16 protein-coding genes and 1 pseudogene are annotated in these 17,070 nt (G+C 64.8%); 10 read left to right on the top strand and 7 right to left on the bottom strand.

Translation table 11 applies throughout. From position 1 onward, the window contains the following. Positions 1 to 9: 9 nt before the first annotated feature. From C8E00_RS15895 to C8E00_RS15875, 5 genes are all read left to right on the top strand, one after another. Complete coding sequence (locus C8E00_RS15895; protein WP_133698499.1) at positions 10 to 906, top strand: HalD/BesD family halogenase; 897 nt, start codon at positions 10 to 12, stop codon at positions 904 to 906. Between the two features lie 57 nt (positions 907 to 963). Then, positions 964 to 2,232, top strand: a complete 1,269-nt coding sequence (locus C8E00_RS15890; protein ID WP_133698498.1) for a M24 family metallopeptidase — start codon at positions 964 to 966, stop codon at positions 2,230 to 2,232. A 79-nt stretch (positions 2,233 to 2,311) separates the two neighbouring features. Then, the gene (locus C8E00_RS15885; protein ID WP_133698497.1) at positions 2,312 to 3,166 is read left to right on the top strand and encodes a glycine betaine ABC transporter substrate-binding protein; all 855 of its coding nucleotides are present in this window, start codon (positions 2,312 to 2,314) and stop codon (positions 3,164 to 3,166) included. Between the two features lie 145 nt (positions 3,167 to 3,311). Next, positions 3,312 to 4,292, top strand: a complete 981-nt coding sequence (locus C8E00_RS15880) for a GlxA family transcriptional regulator (RefSeq protein ID WP_133698496.1) — start codon at positions 3,312 to 3,314, stop codon at positions 4,290 to 4,292. 92 nt (positions 4,293 to 4,384) lie between these two features. Then, positions 4,385 to 5,656 (top strand): TauD/TfdA family dioxygenase, encoded by a 1,272-nt coding sequence (locus C8E00_RS15875; RefSeq protein ID WP_243833210.1) that lies wholly within the window; start codon positions 4,385 to 4,387, stop codon positions 5,654 to 5,656. A gap of 125 nt (positions 5,657 to 5,781) precedes the next feature. Here C8E00_RS15875 and C8E00_RS15870 read toward each other — a convergent pair whose 3' ends face one another. From C8E00_RS15870 to denD, 6 genes are all read right to left on the bottom strand, one after another. Continuing rightward, complete coding sequence (locus tag C8E00_RS15870; protein ID WP_133698494.1) at positions 5,782 to 6,267, bottom strand: thioesterase family protein; 486 nt, start codon at positions 6,265 to 6,267, stop codon at positions 5,782 to 5,784. After that, entirely contained in the window at positions 6,267 to 7,256 is a 990-nt protein-coding gene (locus C8E00_RS15865; RefSeq protein ID WP_208291952.1) for a 3-hydroxyacyl-CoA dehydrogenase NAD-binding domain-containing protein, read from the bottom strand. The genes C8E00_RS15870 and C8E00_RS15865 overlap by 1 nt, the downstream gene beginning before the upstream one ends. Before the next feature lie 17 nt (positions 7,257 to 7,273). Then, positions 7,274 to 8,155 (bottom strand): beta-keto acid cleavage family enzyme, encoded by an 882-nt coding sequence (locus C8E00_RS15860; protein ID WP_133698493.1) that lies wholly within the window; start codon positions 8,153 to 8,155, stop codon positions 7,274 to 7,276. Between the two features lie 154 nt (positions 8,156 to 8,309). Beyond that, positions 8,310 to 9,482 carry an L-rhamnonate dehydratase gene (locus tag C8E00_RS15855; protein ID WP_133698492.1) on the bottom strand — a complete coding sequence of 391 codons (1,173 nt, stop codon included), beginning with the start codon at positions 9,480 to 9,482 and terminating at the stop codon, positions 8,310 to 8,312. 35 nt (positions 9,483 to 9,517) lie between these two features. Continuing rightward, a complete protein-coding gene (locus C8E00_RS15850) occupies positions 9,518 to 10,906 on the bottom strand; it encodes a GntP family permease (protein ID WP_133698491.1) in 1,389 nt (462 codons plus the stop codon). A 125-nt stretch (positions 10,907 to 11,031) separates the two neighbouring features. Beyond that, entirely contained in the window at positions 11,032 to 11,991 is a 960-nt protein-coding gene (gene denD / locus C8E00_RS15845; RefSeq protein ID WP_133698490.1) for a D-erythronate dehydrogenase, read from the bottom strand. Positions 11,992 to 12,202: 211 nt separating this feature from the next. Here denD and C8E00_RS15840 point away from each other — a divergent pair, with 211 nt between their 5' ends. Genes C8E00_RS15840 through otnI form a run of 5 tightly spaced genes read left to right on the top strand, consistent with a single transcriptional unit; the run spans position 12,203 to position 16,671 of the window. Beyond that, entirely contained in the window at positions 12,203 to 12,958 is a 756-nt protein-coding gene (locus tag C8E00_RS15840; protein WP_133698489.1) for a FadR/GntR family transcriptional regulator, read from the top strand. Next, positions 12,879 to 13,934: an L-threonate dehydrogenase gene (gene ltnD, locus C8E00_RS15835; protein ID WP_279586117.1), complete on the top strand. Its 1,056-nt coding sequence runs from the start codon at positions 12,879 to 12,881 to the stop codon at positions 13,932 to 13,934. The genes C8E00_RS15840 and ltnD overlap by 80 nt, the downstream gene beginning before the upstream one ends. Next, positions 13,931 to 15,202, top strand: a complete 1,272-nt coding sequence (gene otnK, locus C8E00_RS15830) for a 3-oxo-tetronate kinase (protein ID WP_133698487.1) — start codon at positions 13,931 to 13,933, stop codon at positions 15,200 to 15,202. The genes ltnD and otnK overlap by 4 nt, the downstream gene beginning before the upstream one ends. Then, the gene (gene otnC / locus C8E00_RS15825; RefSeq protein WP_133698486.1) at positions 15,199 to 15,858 is read left to right on the top strand and encodes a 3-oxo-tetronate 4-phosphate decarboxylase; all 660 of its coding nucleotides are present in this window, start codon (positions 15,199 to 15,201) and stop codon (positions 15,856 to 15,858) included. The genes otnK and otnC overlap by 4 nt, the downstream gene beginning before the upstream one ends. Positions 15,859 to 15,882: 24 nt before the next feature. Beyond that, complete coding sequence (otnI, locus tag C8E00_RS15820) at positions 15,883 to 16,671, top strand: 2-oxo-tetronate isomerase (RefSeq protein ID WP_133698485.1); 789 nt, start codon at positions 15,883 to 15,885, stop codon at positions 16,669 to 16,671. Positions 16,672 to 16,755: 84 nt separating this feature from the next. On the opposite strand, the pseudogene C8E00_RS15815 reads toward otnI, so the two are convergent. After that, positions 16,756 to 17,070: pseudogene (locus tag C8E00_RS15815) on the bottom strand (hypothetical protein); the annotation flags it as partial.

Here is a 17,070-nt window from a genome sequence, read left to right as displayed (position 1 = left end):
GGCGATCTCATGTCACAGGCAACACTCGCAACACAGACCACCGAGCAAGACGTCACCGCCGAGCATCATCCCCTGGCACGGTTCATCGATCTCGAACGCTACCCGATCCTGGCGCGCGACAGCGACGCCTACCGGGCCACTGTCGAGAGCGTGCGCGATCAACTGCGCACCGACGGCTGCGCCCTGTTGTCGAAGTTCATCCGCGAGGACCTCATCGAGCCGCTGCGCGAGGAAAGCGAGGCCCTGGCGCCCAAGGCGTTCTACTCGGACAACAACGTCAATCCCTACGTCACGCCGGATGATCCGTCACTGCCCGAGGATCACCCCGCTCGCTTCTTCCAGCACTACACCAACGGTTTCGTGGCGCGCGACCTGATTCCCGAGGACGCCATCGTCCAGCAGCTCTATCGCGACCCCGACTTTCAACGCTTCGTGGCCGATTGCCTCGAAGAGTCGGTGATCTACGAGTTCGCCGACCCCATCGCGGGGCTGGTCATCAACGTGATGCCCGACGACACCGAGCTGCCCTGGCACTTCGATACCAACGAATTCATCGTCAGCCTGATGACGCGGCGCCCCAACGAAGGCGGCGAATTCCAGTACGCACCCAACATCCGTCGCCCGGGCGAGGAAAATTTCGCGGCCGTGCAGCGCATACTCGAAGGCGATCACACTGATGTCGAATCATTGACGCTCAACACCGGCGACTTGCAGCTGTTCAAGGGACGCTACTCCATGCACCGCGTCGCCGCCGCCAAGGGACAGCGTCTGTGCACCCTGCTCGGCTACGCCAAGACGCCCGACATGATGGGCAGCCTGGAGCACACCAAGCGAATCTACGGCCGCGTCACGCAACAGCACATCGACGCCGACAATCAGCGCCGTCACGACGCGCTCATGGGCTGACGACACCCCGCGTACGTCACCCAGCATCTCGTTCACTCTTTACAAGGATGCCTTTCAATGGGCGATATCGTTTCACTCGCCGGGTCTGTCCCCACGGGCGGCCCCTACACCGACGGCGGCTTTCGTCACGCCACGCTCGATGCCGCGCTGCTTTCGCGCGTCGAGCGCTACCGGCTGCAACGCCTGCGCCAGCAGATGAAGCACCACGAACTGGACGCGGTGATCCTGTTCGATCCCATCAACATTCGCTATGCCTGCGGCGTGCGCAACATGCAGGTTTACTCGCAGCGCAACCCGGCCCGTTATCTTTACGTCGCGGCGGACGGCCCGGTGGTGCTGTTTGAGTTCAGCGCCTGCCTGCATCTGGCGGCCAACGCCGAATTGCTCGACGAGGTGCATCCCGCCCGGGCGGTAATGCCGCAGTACAGCGGCCCACGCTGCGCAGCACATACCCAGGCCTTCGTCGATGACATCCGGGACCTGTTCATACGTTCACATACCCAAGGCCAGCGCCTGGGCATCGAGTCCGCGCCCACCGGCGCCATCGAGGCGCTGGGCCAGGCCGGTTTCCAACTGACCGACGCCGCCACCGTGGTCGAGGGCGCCAAGTCGATCAAGAGTGTCGACGAGCTGGCGCTCATCCACCGCTCCGTGACCCTGACCGAAGCCGCGATGACCCGTATGGAAGCCGCCATTCGGCCCGGGATGAGCGAAAACGAGCTGTGGTCGATCTTCAACCAGCATGTGCTGGCCACCGGTGGCGAGTACGCCGAGACCCGCCTGCTCAGTTCCGGCGCGCGCACCAACCCGTGGTTCCAGGAATGCTCGGACAAGGTCATCGCCCCGGGTGAGCTGGTCGCCTTCGATACCGACATCGTGGGCTGCTTCGGCTACTACACGGATTTCTCGCGGACCTTCCACGTGCCTGGCGCGGGCGCGCCCAACGCCGAGCAGAAGGCGCTGTATCGCATGGCCGCCGACCAGCTCGAACGCAACATCGCCCTGCTGCGCCCCGGCATGAGCTTTCGCGACTACTCGCAACAAGCGTGGCCGATCCCCGACGGCTATCGCGAGAATCGCTACCTGGACATCGTCCACGGCTGCGGCATGACCGGCGAATGGCCACTGATCGCCCACGACATGGACTGGGACGAGGTCGGCTACGATGGTGACATCGAACCCGGCATGACGCTGTGCGTCGAGGCCTATATCGGCCATCGCGACGGCACCGAGGGCGTCAAGCTGGAAGAACAGGTGCTGATCACCGAAGACGGCATCGAACGCCTCTCGACCTACGGCTATTCCGACACGCTGATGGCAGAATGACCCATCTGCCCGATCGGCGATGCCGATGCACCGCCCGACACCCTCATCATCCACTTGATCCACACAAAAAAGGATACGTATGAAACCGTTGACTCCCCTGTTCCTCGCCTGCGGCCTGGCCGGCCTCTCGATGACCGCCTCGGCCGATGACACGCTGACCATCGGCACCAACAACTGGTCGGAAAACATCGCCGTCTCGCACATGTGGCAGCAATTGCTCGAAGCGCAAGGCTACGACGTCGAGTTGACCACCACCGGCAAAAGCGTGCTGTTCAGCGGGCTGGCACAGGGCGATCTGGATATCTCGCTGGAAGTCTGGCTGCCCAACGGCGACGCCCAGTACCTCAAGCCCTATGAAGACAAGATCGCCGTTCACGATGCCTGGTACGACGGCGCCCAGGACGAACTGGTGGTGCCCGCCTACATGAACGACATCGACAGCATCAGCGACCTCAAAGCCAACGCCGAGCGCTTCGCCTATCAGGGCCAGCCCACCATCATCGGCATCGAGTCGGGCTCGGCCATCTCCGGCGAGACCGTAAACGCCATCGAGCGTTACGATCTGCCGTTCCGTCAGTTGAACAGCTCCGGCCCGGCCATGCTCGCGGCCCTCGAGGAAGCCTACGCCAACGAGGAACCCATCGCGGTCACGCTCTGGCAGCCGCACTGGGCCTACGCGCAGTACGACCTCAAGGCCCTCGAGGATCCCAAGCAGAGCTACGGCGGGGGTGACGATATCATGTGGATGTCGCCCAAGGGCTTCGGCGAGCGCCACCCCGAGGTTACCGAGATGCTCGACACTTGGCACATGAGCCACGCCCAGTTGGCCGATCTCATGCTGACCATCGAGAAGGTCGGCGACCCCACGCAAGGCGCCAAGCAGTGGATCGAGGGACATCGCGATCTCGTCGACAGCTGGCTCGACAAAGAGTGACCTCCCCGGGCCGGTCACCAGGACCGGCCCCCTCTGCCCTGCCCGTGGCGATCCTTCTCCCGACGCGTCCCCCATGCCCGGGGAATTTGCTATGGTGACCACGTCGCGGCGACCGTCGCCCGATGTATCGCCGTGAGGGAGATCGATGCGCTTACACTATGCCGGCCCATTGCCCGAGCCCATCGGCTTTCTGCTGTTGCCGCGCTTCTCGATGATGGCGTTCTTCTCGGCCGTCGAGCCACTGCGCATTGCCAACCGCATCGCTGGAGAGCGCCTGTTCACCTGGCGCGTGATCGGTCTGGACGGCGCCTCGATCACCGCCAGCAACGACATGACGCTGCTCGCCGACGACACCCTCGCCTCGGCACCGGCACTGCCCAGCATCGCCATCTGTGCCAGCTTCGAGCCCGAGGAGCGCCTGACCCACCACTTGCTGCATTGGCTGCATCAGCGCCATCAAGGTGACAGCGTGCTGGGCGGCATCGACACCGGTAGCCTGATCCTCGCCCGCGCCGGACTGCTCGCGGGGCAGCGTGTCACCCTGCACTGGGAAAGCCTGCCGGCGTTTCGCGAGCGCTTCCCCGAGATCGACGCCGTCGAGTCGCTGTTCGAAGTCGGCCCACGCGGTTTCTCCTGCGCCGGCGGCACCGCCGCGATGGACATGACACTGGACCTGATCGCCCGTCGCCATGGCGATGCGCTGGCCGCTGATGTGTCCGAGCAGTTGATTCACGCCCGCATGCGCCCGCGTCACGATCACCAGCGCCATGATCTGACCCAGCGCCTGGGCACCCACAAGCACAGCGTGATCGAGGCCGTCGCCTTGATGGAGCGGCACCTCGAGACACCGCTGACACTCGCCCGGCTCGCCGCGCGCATCGGCATCTCGCTGCGCCAGCTTCAGCGTCTCTTCGAACAGGAGCTCGGCGAGCGGCCACGCGATCACTATCTGCGCCTGCGCTTGCAGCATGCCCGCCAGCTATTGCGGGAAACCGACCGCGATATTTTGAGCATTGGCCTGGCCAGCGGCTTCACCTCGGCTTCCAGTTTCTCGCGGGCCTACAAGCAGCATTTCGGCACCAGCCCGCGCCAGGCACGCCACCCGCACCCTGACGACACAACATGACGGTTTACGGCAAGAAGCCGTCGCTTGGGGTGTAAATAGGGGCCACGCGTCAGGCCATGCTGGGGCCATGTCTTGTAGCCAAGGATGCCGTCATGCCCCTTTCCACGCCTGCTGCCACGTCTGCCAATACGCCCGGCGGCACGCTCCCCGCGACGCCTGATTACGACGCCTGGCCGGTCGAGGTCGCCATCCACAACGTGAGCCACACGCCCCGCCAGGTGGAAGTGCGCTGGGAAGACGGTCGCGTCAGCCAGTACCACAGCATCTGGCTGCGCGAAAACGCCGCCGACGACAGCACCGTCAATCCGGCCACGCGCGAGCGCATCCTCGACCTGTCGCGTCTCGAGGCGTGGCCCACCGTCGTCGAGGCGCGCCTCGACGACGCCGGTGCGCTGGAGATCGTCTTCGCCCCGGAGCAACGCCGCCTGCGCTTTCATCCCGGCTGGCTCCGCGCCCACGACTATACGCATTTGGCGGAACTCGACGCCCCACTGCCCCCTGCCAGATTATGGAAAGGCAGCGAACGCGACGCGCCCACGACCCTCGATGCGCGCGACTGGCTGGACACCGACGATGATCCTCTGGTACCGGATGCCTGCCTGGAAAGCGCCCTCGAGGCCGTCATCGGCGAAGGCCTGGTGCGGCTACGCAACCTGCCCACCGAGCCCGGCAGCCTGGATGCCATCGCCCGGCGCATCGGCCCGCCGCGCGCCACCAACTTCGGCACGCTATTCGACGTGCGTGCCAAGCCCGATCCCGATTCCAATGCCTACACCTCGATCGCCCTGCCACCGCACGTCGATCTGCCGACCCGCGAGTATCAGCCGGGCTTGCAGCTGCTGCATTGCCTGGAAAACGACACCATCGGCGGTGAAGCGGTGATGATGGACGGCTTCGCCATGGCCGAGGCCCTGCGCGAGCGTCATCCCGAGCATTTCGCGACGCTCACGCGTGTACGCTGGTGCTACGCCAATACGGCCCGCACCACCGATCATGTGTGGTACGCACCGATGATCAAGCTCGATGACGACGGCAATTTCGACGAGGTGCGCATCGCCGATTTCCTGCGCGGCCCGCTGATGGCACCGTTCGAGGACGTGGAGCCTGCCTATGCCGCCTTGATGGCGCTGCAGCGCCTGCTCAGAGAGCCCGAGTTCGCGCTGCGTTTTACCTACACCCCCGGCGACCTGGTGATCTTCGACAACCGCCGCTTGTTGCATGCCCGCGATGCCTTCGATGTCGGCCAGGGCGGGCGCCGTTGGCTGCAAGGCTGCTATCTCGAGCGTGACGAAGCCCGCTCGCGGCTACGCATGCTACGCCGTGCCCACCGCCGGCAACGCGTCGAGGTACTCGGCCAGGGCTGATCCAGTCGCGCAGTAGCACCTACAAATACAAAAAACCCGCCCATGGCTTGCCGTGGGCGGGTTCCTTGCCGCGAGGAAAGACGTCATGGCGCGTTTTGACGCTCGCCGATTTACCCGGCGCTTCCTTAGCGGCGCACGATGCCGATACGCCGCCCCGCGGCGCTCGGCCACTCGTCTCCAGCGGGCGGCAATGTCTCGATAACCGCCGCCACCGGTGCGGGGAACGGTCCGGGCCTACCGCTAGCGACATCGATGCCCATCAGCATCTGCTCGCTGGTCGCCAGCGGGTCGCCGTCAACGTTGCGCAGAGTGAAGAAGACATGCAACCGCTTGGCATCATGGTCGAGCAGCGTCAAATCGACCATCAGTGCCTCGCCGCGATGCGCTTGCTGGCGGTAGCAGAGATGCGTCTCCAGGGTATAGAGCGTGTAACCATGCTCGGCGCGCCCCGCCACATCGAGGCCGATACGCGCCATCAATGCCTCGACGGCCAGCGAGAAGACCCGCGCGTACTCGGCATCGTTCATGTGGCCGTTGTAGTCGACCCAGGCGTCGGCCACCCGGGTTTCCAACAAGGGGCCGAACGTTGAGCTGTCTGGTATCCGGCTCATCAGATGCGCCCCTCGAGCCCCTCGGCTTCCGGCCAGTACTTGCGAGTCAATGCCAGCAGTTCGGTCAGGAATTCGTCACGCCGCGTCTCCAGTTCGGCGACGCTGCGCCCGGCGGCTTGATGCTCGCAACCATCGGCGACCTTCTCGATCAGCTCGTCGGTCAGTTCCGGCGCCTCGAGCTTGGTCCACGGCAGCTTCAGTGCCGGCCCGAACTGGTGCAGCATGTGGCGCATGCCACCCTCGCCACCCGCCAGGTGGAAGGTCAGGAAGGTGCCCATCAGTGACCAGCGCAGGCCCGCGCCGTAGACCACGGCAGCATCGATTTCCTCGGTAGTGGCGACACCGTCGTTGACCAGGTGCAGCGCCTCACGCCACAGCGCCTCCATCAGGCGGTCGGCCACATGGCCCTCGATTTCGCGACGCACCACCAGCGGCCGCATGCCCAGCGCAGCATACTGGGCCCGGGCGCGCTCGGTGACGACCGGCGCGGTGTGCTCGCCGCCCACCAGCTCGACCAGCGGCAGCAGATACACCGGGTTGAACGGGTGCGCGACGATGACGCGACCGGGGTCGCGCGTGCAGGCCGATTGCAGCTCGCTGGGCTTGATGCCGGACGTCGAGGAGCCGATCACCACGCCCTCGGGGGCATGTGCATCCAGCTCCGCCAGGACGCGATGCTTGATCTCGAGCCGCTCGGGCACGTTTTCCTGGACCAGGTCGGCCTTCTCGACGGCCTCGCTAGCCGAGGCCGCGAAACGCAGCCGGCTCGGGTCCGCCGTGTCGGCGAGGCCCATCGTCGCCACCGAATCCCAGACCCGTTCCAAGAAGGCGCGCGTCGTCGCCTCGGCGCCGGGGGCCGGGTCGAACGCCACCACATCGCAACCCGCCGCCAGGGCCCGCACGATCCAGCCATTGCCGATCACGCCGGTGCCGATCACGGCGACCCGCGCGGGCACATCGCCCGCCGCGGCCGTGTCTTGTCGAGACATCATGTTCTCCTTGTCGCTCACGGCTGGCGCAGACCCAGCGTCTGGCGTGTTTCGGCCGGCGTCTGCACGCGGCCACCCAGGTTCTCGGCGATCGTCGCGGCGCGTTCCACCAGTTGAGCATTGGTGGCGAACACGCCGCGGCTGAGGTAAAGATTGTCCTCGAGGCCGACCCGCACGTGACCGCCGAGCAGCATCGACTGCGCGACCATCGGCATCTCGCTGCGTCCGATGCCGAACGCCGACCAGTGCGCGTTGGCGGGCAGCTTGTTGCGCATCGCGAGCATGGTCTCGGTGTCCGCCTCGGCTCCCCAGGGAATCCCCAGGCACAGTTGAAACAGCGGATCGTCCTCGATCAGGCCTTCCTCGATCAACTGGCGCGCGAACCACACGTGGCCCAGATCGAAGCACTCCAGTTCGGGTTTCACCCCCGCGTCCTTGACCAGGCGGGCATGCTCGCGCAGCCAATCGGCGGTGTTGAGATAGACCATGTCGCCGAAGTTGAGACTGCCGCAATCCAGGGTGCAGATTTCCGGCAACAGCTCGCCGACCGGCGCATGGCGCTCCGCCGGCGTCTGCAGGTCGGTGCCTTCGAGACCGTGGATGGCGCCATCACGAACCTCGGGGAACAGATCGCCCCCGCCGCCCGCGGTGATGTTGATGACCGCATCCACATCCGCCTCGCGGATGCGCCCCACCGCCTCGCGGAAGTACTCGGTGGAATGGCTCACCCCACCGGTTTCCGGGTCACGCACGTGCAAGTGCACGATGCTCGCCCCGGCGCGCGTGGCCTCGATGGCGCTATCGGCGATCTGCTTGGGCGTGATGGGCAGGTCGGGATGCTTGTCGGCCGTGTCACCGGCACCGGTGATGGCGCAGGTAAGAATGACGTTTCGGTTCATGGTGGCGTCCTGAGCGTCTGAATGGGCGGCACGATGCCGTCGAACTCCTCCATTATCGAAAGCTCGCCACGCTTTAGATTGACATGAAACGTCATGCGATTGGCGTGTTACGTCGCGGCGTCGCTTTCCCTCGGCAGGGCGACGCCGCGCGTCGTCACTCGATGATATGGAAGCGATCGAGATGGCGCGTATTGAGCGTCAGCCCGAGGCCGGGCGTCGTGTCATCCAGATCGAGATACCCCTCGACCGGCTCTGGATCGCCCTCGAACAAGTAGTAGAAGAGCTCGTTACCGATCTCGACGTCATGCACCGGGAAGAACTCCGACATCGGCGAGGCCAGCGAGGCCATCGTCAGGTGGTAGTTGTGCATCTGACCCGCATGCGGAATCACCGGGATCTCGAAGGCCTCGGCCATGGCGTTGATCTTGCGCGCTACGCTGATGCCGCCGACCCGGTTGGTATCGTACTGAATCACCGACACCGCCTTCTTCTCCAGGAGTTGTCGGAAACCGTGCACGGTGAATTCGTGCTCGCCGCCGGAGATCGGCATCGGTGCCATGCGATTGAGCTCGGCGTAACCGTCGATGTCATCGGCGATCACCGGCTCCTCCAACCAACGCAGCTCAAAGGGTTCCAGTTTCGGCAGCATGCGTCGCGTGTAGTCGAGGTTCCATCCCATGTAGCAGTCGGCCATCAGGTCGATGTCCTCGCCGATCACCTCGCGCACCGCGGCCACGCTTTTGAGGTTCTCACGCATGCCGCGGGGCCCGTCCTTGGGCCCGTAACCGAAGCGCATCTTCATCGCCGCGAATCCCTGGTCGAGATAGGCTTGTGCCTCGCGCTGCATCGTCTCGCGATCGGTGTTGTAGAGCTTGGAGGCGTAGCACGGGATCTTCTCCTTGGTCCGACCGCCCAGCAGCTTGAACACCGGCTTGCCGAGCGCCTTGCCCATGACGTCCCAGATGGCGATGTCGACTCCCGAGATTGCCGCCATGCCGATGCCGCGCCGGCCCCACGCCAGCGTCGCGCGATACATGCGCTGCCACAGGTACTCGTAGTCGAACGGGTCCTGGCCGATGACCAAGGGGGCGAGGTGCTGATCGACGATCGTCTTGGCGACACGTGGCGCCAGGGCCACGTTGCCGAGCCCGACGATCCCTTCGTCCGTTTCGACCTCGACCACCGTCCAGCCATGGAACCGGAAACTGCCCATGGCATCGCCACGATCCCACAATACGTCCATGGCGTTGGTGCAGAAGTGTGGCTGCGGCGGCACCGTGTCGCCTTTCCATTCGAAGACACGGGCCCTGACTCGCGTGATTTTCATAGCATCTTTCCTCTTCCATGCGGACCGGAAGTCGCTCAACCCACGAAGGCATTGGCGATGAACAAGGCGACCAGCGCAGCCGCCCACCCCAGCGTCGTGGGCACCGATAGCACCAATAGCTGGTGTTTGGCGGTTCTCACGCCGAGCATGCGATTGACGACCCAGAAATAGCTGTCATTGAAATAGCTGAAGAACAGCCCACCGAGACACGCTGCCTGAGCCGCCAGCACCAGATTGACATCCGGTATGGACGATAGAATCGGCGCAGAAATCGATGCCCCGGTGATCATCGATACAGTGCCGCTACCCTGTACGAAACGCACCAGCGTGGCGATAATGAAGGGAATCAGGAAAGCCGGCATGGCCAGCGATGCCACGCTTTCGCCGATGTAATCGCCAGCCCCGCTGGCACGCAATACGGCCCCCAGAGCGCCCCCGGCGCCGGTCACCAGCAAAATGATGCCGGCGCTTTCGACGCCTTTTTCGAGATGCGACAACACTTGGTCGCGCGGCATCTTGGGTACCAGTCCGTACACCGCCACCAGGACCCCGATGCCCACGGCAATTACCGGGTGGCCCACGAACTGGACGATCTGCACCACCAGGGCGGGATCGTCGCCCTCACCCACTATCGCGGTCACCAACGTATTGAGAAAGATCAAAGCGATTGGTAGTGCGATGGGCATTACCGACTTCAGCAATGTGGGCAGCTCTTCCATGGGACGCTGACCGGCGAGAGGGTCTTCTTCATCTTCATCGCGACGTAACGTATCGGGTACATCACGCTCGATCATCGCCTCGATACGCGGCCCCATGAACCGTGCGTAAAGCACCATGACGATCAAGGCAGGTATCGTGAAGACGATCCCCCAGGCGATCATCAGGCCGACATCGACACCGAAGATACCCGCCACCCCGAGTGGCCCGGGTGTCGGCGGCACGGCACTGTGGGTGATGGCCAACCCCGACGCCAGGGCGATGCCCAACGCCAGTACAGACCGGCCGCTGTTGCGTGCCAGCGCCCTGACCAGGGGGTTGAGGATCACGTAGGCAGAGTCGCAGAAGATCGGAATCGAGACGATATACCCGGTCAGTGCCATCGCCCAGTCCTCGCGCTCCTTGCCGAGCATCTTGAGAATGGAGTAGGCCATGCGCTGACCGGCGCCCGAGACTTCGAGGATACGTCCCATCATCACCCCGAAGCCGATGACCAACCCAATGGTCGACAGCGTGCTACCGAAACCGTCAGTGATCGCTCCGATCACCGCATTGGGCGGCATGCCGCCGATCAAGCCGGCGATCGAGGCAGCGATGATGAGCGCCAGCAAGGCGTGCACGCGGGTTTTCAAGACCAGCGCGATCATTACGAAGATAGCGATACCCAGGCCGATGATGACCTGTGGGCCTGCAGCGGTTTCCGTCATGGTGGCGTACTCCTGTGCATTGTTGTGACTGGCTAAGCAGCGTTGTTGTATCCAAGGATGCAAGCGTGCGTGGAATGTCGCCGATGCCACGGGCGGCCACTAACGCCGCCGGGCCTCGACGGGCGTCAGGTATTCAAGTAATCCTCGCGATAGGCATGAATGACGGCGTCGACATCGGCGTCGGCCTGGAACCCCAGCGATAGCGGACGCTCGATATCCAGACCTCCCGGCCAGCTCGCGACGATCTTGTCGATGGCAGCATCCGGCTCGAAATCCACCAGCGCCCGCGTCTCGGCCCCTGCCTGGCGTTCCAAGGCGCCCAGCAGTTGCGCCACCGTGACGGTGATGCCTGGCAAGTTGAGCGTACGCCACTCGTCCAGCGCGCCACCGCCGAGCTGCAAGGCATGGCACAGGTTGCCGACTACCGCGCGCGGCGACGACAGCCAAAGCGGCAGGTCGGGATCCACAGGGCACACGGCACGCTGTCCCGCCAGCGGTTCGCGAATGATCGAGCTGGCAAACGAAGAGGCCGCCTGATTGGGCTTGCCGGGTCGCGCCACGATGGTCGGTAGCCGGCAGACGCGTCCGTCGATGAAGCCCCGCCGGCTGTAGTCGTTGACCAGTAGCTCACCGATGGCTTTTTGCGCGCCATAGGAAGAACGCGGCTGAGGGCCGGTCTCTTCGGGTACCGGCTGTGCCAGTCCGGGGCCAAACACCGCCAGAGAGCTGGCGAACAAGAAACGCAAGCGGCGCGGATGGGCACGACAGACATCGAGCAGGGCCTGTGTTGCCTCGAGATTGACGCGCATGCCCAGCTCGAAATCGGCCTCCGCCTGGGAGCTGACCACGGCCGCCAGATGGCAGACGGCGAGCGTATCGTCCTTCAGAGCACGCTCGATCAGCGCTTTGTCGGCGACATCCCCGACCCACGACTCGACGCGTGGATCGTCGAGAGGACAGGGCGCGAGGTCGATCGACGTCACCCGTGTAATCGTCTCTCCCTCAATACGCCGTCCACCCTCGAGCAGCGTCTGGATCAAGCGTGCGCCGAGAAAGCCGGCACCTCCGGTCACGATGACTTGCATTCACTTATCCCCGGTCGAGCGAAGCGATACTTCGCATGAATCTCTACTGGCAGTGCGACATTGATCCAAAGACGTATTGTGTCGTCACCGCGTTATTTATAATGTTGTCTGACAAATCCATTGAGGCAACACCGCCATTAGTCGGAGACGCCTCAGCGCTATCACTGGCGAGGCCGTACCACGCTTCGCGGCGATCAACGAAGGAACAGCGGTGATCACTACCCCAGAGACCCAACCGACCCGTGGCACCCAACTCTCGGAGCAGGTCGCACGGCAGTTGACGCACGCCATCCATACCGGCGAGATGCGCCCCGGGGAGCGTTTGCCCACCGAGGCGGCGCTCGGCGAACGCTATGGCATCAGCCGTTCGGTGGTGCGCGAAGCCATTTCGATGCTGCGTAACGCCGGCCTGGTCACATCGCGTCGCGGCAGCGGCAGCTTCGTCGCCGAGGTACCCACCGTGGCACTGCGCCTGGCGATTCCCGACCCATCGCTGCAATCGGTCATCCGCCTGCTCGAACTGCGCCGTGCCCTGGAAGTCGAGGCGGCGCGGCTGGCCGCGCAGCGCCGCACGCCCTCCCAATTGCGCCGCATCCGTAATGCCATGGTCGATATCGACGAGGCCGTCGAAATCGGCGCCGACGGCGTCGATCAGGACATGGCCTTTCATCGCGCCATCGCCGAGGCGTCGAACAACACGCACTTCACGGCGGTCATCGACTTCTACAACCGTTTCTTGCATCACGCCATTACCGTGACACGCACCAATGAGTCGTTGCGCGACACGTTCATGGCGCAGGTCATCGAAGAGCATCAAGCGATCGTCGATGCCATCGCCCAGGGCGACGAAGAGGCCGCCGCCCAGGCCGCCGCACGCCACCTTGAGCATGCCGAATGGCGCCTGCGCCAGGCACCGACGGATCTGCTGGAACGTCTCGAGGACACCGCAACCGACACGCCGATCTGACCAACGGCCGTTTCATCAAAGAACCACAGACAAGGAACGCGAGATGACACAAGCACGACGCGCGCGGGTGGGGATCATCGGCCTGGGGTCGATGGGAATGGGCATGGCGACCTCATTGGTCGATGCCGGCTTCACGACCTGGGGATGCGACCTGAGACCCGACGCCAGGCAGGCATTAGACGCTCATGGTGGCCGGGCGGTCGCCTCGCCCGCCGAGATGGCCGCCCACGTCGATGTCGTCGTCAGCGTGGTCGTCAACGCCGAACAGACCCGCGAGGTCCTGTTCGGGCCGCAGGGCATCGCCGACGGCCTGGCGCCCGGCAGCGTGGTCATCTCATGCGCCACCTGCGCGCCGGAGGCCGTAGTCGCCCTGGGCGACGAGCTCGCCACCCGGGGCCTGCGTCTGCTCGATGCGCCGATTTCCGGTGGCGCCGCCAAGGCCGCCCAAGGCGCGCTGACGATCATGGCCTCGGGGCCTGACGATGTCTTCGACAGCGTCGAGGAGGTCCTCGACGCCCTCGCCGCCAAGGTCTTCCGGCTTGGCGATGCGATGGGACAGGGATCGCAGGTCAAGCTGGTCAATCAGCTGTTGGCGGGCGTGCACATTGCCGCTGCCGCCGAGGCCATGGCCTATGGCATACGCGGCGGCTGCGACCCACGGGTGCTGTATGAGGTCATCACCCAGAGCGCCGGCAACTCATGGATGTTCGAGAATCGCGTACCGCACATTCTCGACAACGATTACACGCCGCGTTCGGCGGTGGATATCTTCGTCAAGGATCTGGGGCTGGTTCACGACACCGCCCATCGCGACAAGTTTCCCCTGCCGCTGACCAGTCAGGCGCTCAGCATGTTTACCCACGCCTCGGCGCTCGGCCACGGCAGCGACGATGACGCCGCCGTGGTCAAGACGTTTCCGGGCTTCGGGTTGCCGTCTCACGCGGCCAACGATGCCGACACAGGGGAGGAGGAATGACGATGCCCATCATCGGTTGCATTGCCGACGATTTCACCGGCGCCACGGACGTGGCGAGCATGCTGGTCAGTGCCGGCATGCGCACGCTGCAGACCATCGGCGTCCCGTCGACGGCGCTGGACGATGACGTCGAGGCGGTGGTCGTCGCCCTTAAATCACGCACTCTGCCGGCCGACGAGGCCGTGGCGCAGTCTCTCGAAGCGCTGGCGTGGTTGCAGGCCCAGGGCTGCGAGCAGTTCTACTTCAAGTACTGCTCGACGTTCGACTCCACGCCCGCAGGCAACATCGGGCCGGTGACCGACGCGCTGATGACGGCACTGGACACCGACTTCACCGTGGCCTGTCCGGCACTGCCCGCCAACCAGCGCACCGTCTACAACGGCTACCTGTTTGCGGGGGGCGTGCCGCTCAACGAAAGCGGCATGCAGGATCACCCCCTCACGCCCATGACGGATGCCAATCTGGTGCGCGTTCTCGGCGCCCAGACGCACCAGCGGGTCGATCTGATCGACTACGCCACGCTCAGCGAGGGTGTCGAAGCCGTCGAGGCCCGCATCCAGGCGCTGCGCGCGGCGGGCGTGGGCATCGCCATTTGCGACGCCATCGACACCCAGCATTTGCATACCCTGGCGCACGCCTGTCGCCACCTGCCCCTGGTGACCGCCGGCTCCGGGCTGGCCCTGGGCTTGCCCGCCAACCTGGCCGACCGCTTGCCTGCGGCAGGACAAGCCGATGCATTGCCCGCCATCGCCGGGCGAGAGGCGATCTTGAGCGGCAGTTGTTCGCGCGCCACCCTGGCGCAGCTCGAACATGCCCGCGATCACTACCCGAGCCATTACCTCGACGCCCTGGCCCTGGCCGATGATTTCGAGGGGGTCATCGCGGCGGCGCTCGCGCTGGCCGAAGAACATCTCGATCGCGGCCCGGTGCTGCTGTATGCCAGCGCCTCGCCGGAAGACGTGCGACGGGCGCAGGAGGCCCTCGGCGTCGCGGAGGCAGGGGCCCTGGTCGAACGCGCCATGGCCGAGATCGCCCAGTCCCTCGTCGAGCACCATGGCGTACGGCGCTTGCTCGTGGCGGGAGGCGAAACCTCCGGCGCGGTGGTCAACGCCCTTGGCGTGCAGGGCTTGCGCATCGGCCCGAGCATCGACCCCGGCGTGCCCTGGACCACCACCTTTGGCACGCCGGCGCCGCTCGCCCTGACTCTCAAGTCGGGCAACTTCGGCGCCCGGGACTTCATGACCAAGGCATGGGGGATGTTGCCATGAGCCACATCAGCACCACGACCACCGAAAACCGCCTGCGCGAAGAGATCGCCGAGATCGGCCGCGCCTTCCGACTATTGGGCATGGCGCCCGGCACCTCCGGCAACATCAGCGCCAAGCTCGATGACGGCTGGCTGATGACGCCGACCAACGCCAGCCTCGGCGCCCTCGATCCCGCCGCGATTTCCAAGCTGGACTGGGACGGCAACCTGCTCGACGGCGAGCCACCGACCAAGGAGTCGTTCCTGCATCGCGCCTTCTACGATCAGCGTCCCGATACCGGCGGCATCATTCACCTGCATGCCACGCACTCAGCGGCGGTCTCGTGCCTCAATGGCCTCGATGAACGCTCCTGCCTGCCCCCCATCACGCCGTATTTCGTCATGCGCGTGGGGCGTTTGCCGCTGATTCCTTACTACCGTCCCGGCGATCCCGCCCTCGGCGACGCGATACGCGAACACGCCAAGTCCCATGGCGCGGTGTTGCTGGCCAACCACGGCCCCGTGGTGGCGGGCAAGACCCTGGAAGCGGCACGCAACGCCATCGAGGAACTGGAAGAAACCGCCAAGCTGTATCTCCTGCTACGCCAGCACGATGTGCGCACCCTGGGCGAAGCGGAAATCGACGAGCTGCGTCAGGCCTTCGGCGCCCACTGGTAAGCACTTTCTGAAAGGAGTCTCCCCATGCCCCGCTTTGCCGCCAACCTGTCCATGATGTTCAACGAGGTGCCCTTCATGGAGCGCTTCGCCGAGGCCGCCGCCTGCGGCTTCGAAGGGGTCGAGTTCCTGTTCCCCTATGCGTTCGAAGCCGATGACATCGCTGCCGAGTTGAAGCGTCATGGCTTGCAGCAGGCGCTGTTCAACCTGCCGCCGGGCGACTGGGACGCCGGCGAGCGCGGCATCGCCGCCCTGCCGGGGCGCGAGGCGGAGTTCCGCGACAGCGTCGAGACCGCGATTCGTTACGCCCGGGCGCTGAATTGCTCGCGTCTGCATGCCATGGCCGGGCTGGCCCCCGCGGGTGTTTCACGGGAAACATGGCGTGCGGTGTACCTGGACAACCTGCGCCATGCCGCCCGCCGCCTCGCCGAGCACGACCTCGAATTGCTGATCGAGCCCATCAATACCCGCGACATGCCGGGGTACTGCCTCAACCACCAGGCCGAGGGACACGCCATCGTGGCCGAACTGGGCGAGCCCAACGTCAAGGTGCAGATGGATTTCTACCACACCCAGATCATGGACGGGGATATCTGGACGACCTATCAGCGTCATCGCGCGGGGGTCGGCCATCTTCAGATCGCCGGCGTGCCCGAGCGCCACGAACCCGATACCGGCGAAGTGAATTATCCGTGGCTTTTCCAGCAGTTGGACGCAGACGGCTTCGAGGGCTGGATCGGCTGCGAATACAAGCCCCGTGCCGACACGCGGGCGGGACTGGGATGGTTCGAGGCGTGGAGGCGGCCAGCCGGCTAGCGGCCGAGACGCTGGCAGGCCCGTTTGAATGAAGACGACGAGCCATGATGGCCCGCCGTCTTCAAGACATGGGAATGACGTGCATCAGCCCTTCTGGTCGGCGGTAACTTCCTCGATGGTCTTGCCGCCGAGGTTGGAGGCCTTGGCCGCATCGATCACGTCCTGGCCGATCTCTTCGGAGAATTGGTTCCACACCGGCTTCATCGCCTCGACCCACTTCTGACGTTGCTCCGACGTCAACTCGATGATCTCGGACTTGCCGGAGGCAATGATGGCTTCCTTGGCTTCCTGGTTTTCGCGCGCAGCGATCTTGTTACCGTAAGCAATCGCCTTGTCGAGGGCCTTTTCCACCACCGGGCGCACATCGTCGGGCAGGCCGTTCCAGAAGCGCGCGGACGA

This window comes from Chromohalobacter marismortui, assembly GCF_004364315.1.
In the GTDB taxonomy this organism is placed as follows: Bacteria; Pseudomonadota; Gammaproteobacteria; order Pseudomonadales; family Halomonadaceae; genus Chromohalobacter; species Chromohalobacter marismortui.
This window is presented reverse-complemented; position numbering and strand designations above follow the sequence as displayed.

What these genes read in the sequence shown, in the direction of transcription:
- C8E00_RS15895 (WP_133698499.1), top strand. Translation starts at nt 10, where the DNA reads ATGTCACAGGCAACACTCGCAACACAGACCACCGAGCAAGACGTCACC.
- C8E00_RS15890 (WP_133698498.1), top strand. Translation starts at nt 964, where the DNA reads ATGGGCGATATCGTTTCACTCGCCGGGTCTGTCCCCACGGGCGGCCCC.
- C8E00_RS15885 (WP_133698497.1), top strand. Translation starts at nt 2,312, where the DNA reads ATGAAACCGTTGACTCCCCTGTTCCTCGCCTGCGGCCTGGCCGGCCTC.
- C8E00_RS15880 (WP_133698496.1), top strand. Translation starts at nt 3,312, where the DNA reads ATGCGCTTACACTATGCCGGCCCATTGCCCGAGCCCATCGGCTTTCTG.
- C8E00_RS15875 (WP_243833210.1), top strand. Translation starts at nt 4,385, where the DNA reads ATGCCCCTTTCCACGCCTGCTGCCACGTCTGCCAATACGCCCGGCGGC.
- C8E00_RS15870 (WP_133698494.1), bottom strand. Translation starts at nt 6,267, where the DNA reads ATGAGCCGGATACCAGACAGCTCAACGTTCGGCCCCTTGTTGGAAACC.
- C8E00_RS15865 (WP_208291952.1), bottom strand. Translation starts at nt 7,256, where the DNA reads ATGTCTCGACAAGACACGGCCGCGGCGGGCGATGTGCCCGCGCGGGTC.
- C8E00_RS15860 (WP_133698493.1), bottom strand. Translation starts at nt 8,155, where the DNA reads ATGAACCGAAACGTCATTCTTACCTGCGCCATCACCGGTGCCGGTGAC.
- C8E00_RS15855 (WP_133698492.1), bottom strand. Translation starts at nt 9,482, where the DNA reads ATGAAAATCACGCGAGTCAGGGCCCGTGTCTTCGAATGGAAAGGCGAC.
- C8E00_RS15850 (WP_133698491.1), bottom strand. Translation starts at nt 10,906, where the DNA reads ATGACGGAAACCGCTGCAGGCCCACAGGTCATCATCGGCCTGGGTATC.
- denD (WP_133698490.1), bottom strand. Translation starts at nt 11,991, where the DNA reads ATGCAAGTCATCGTGACCGGAGGTGCCGGCTTTCTCGGCGCACGCTTG.
- ltnD (WP_279586117.1), top strand. Translation starts at nt 12,879, where the DNA reads ATGCCGAATGGCGCCTGCGCCAGGCACCGACGGATCTGCTGGAACGTC.
- otnK (WP_133698487.1), top strand. Translation starts at nt 13,931, where the DNA reads ATGACGATGCCCATCATCGGTTGCATTGCCGACGATTTCACCGGCGCC.
- otnC (WP_133698486.1), top strand. Translation starts at nt 15,199, where the DNA reads ATGAGCCACATCAGCACCACGACCACCGAAAACCGCCTGCGCGAAGAG.
- otnI (WP_133698485.1), top strand. Translation starts at nt 15,883, where the DNA reads ATGCCCCGCTTTGCCGCCAACCTGTCCATGATGTTCAACGAGGTGCCC.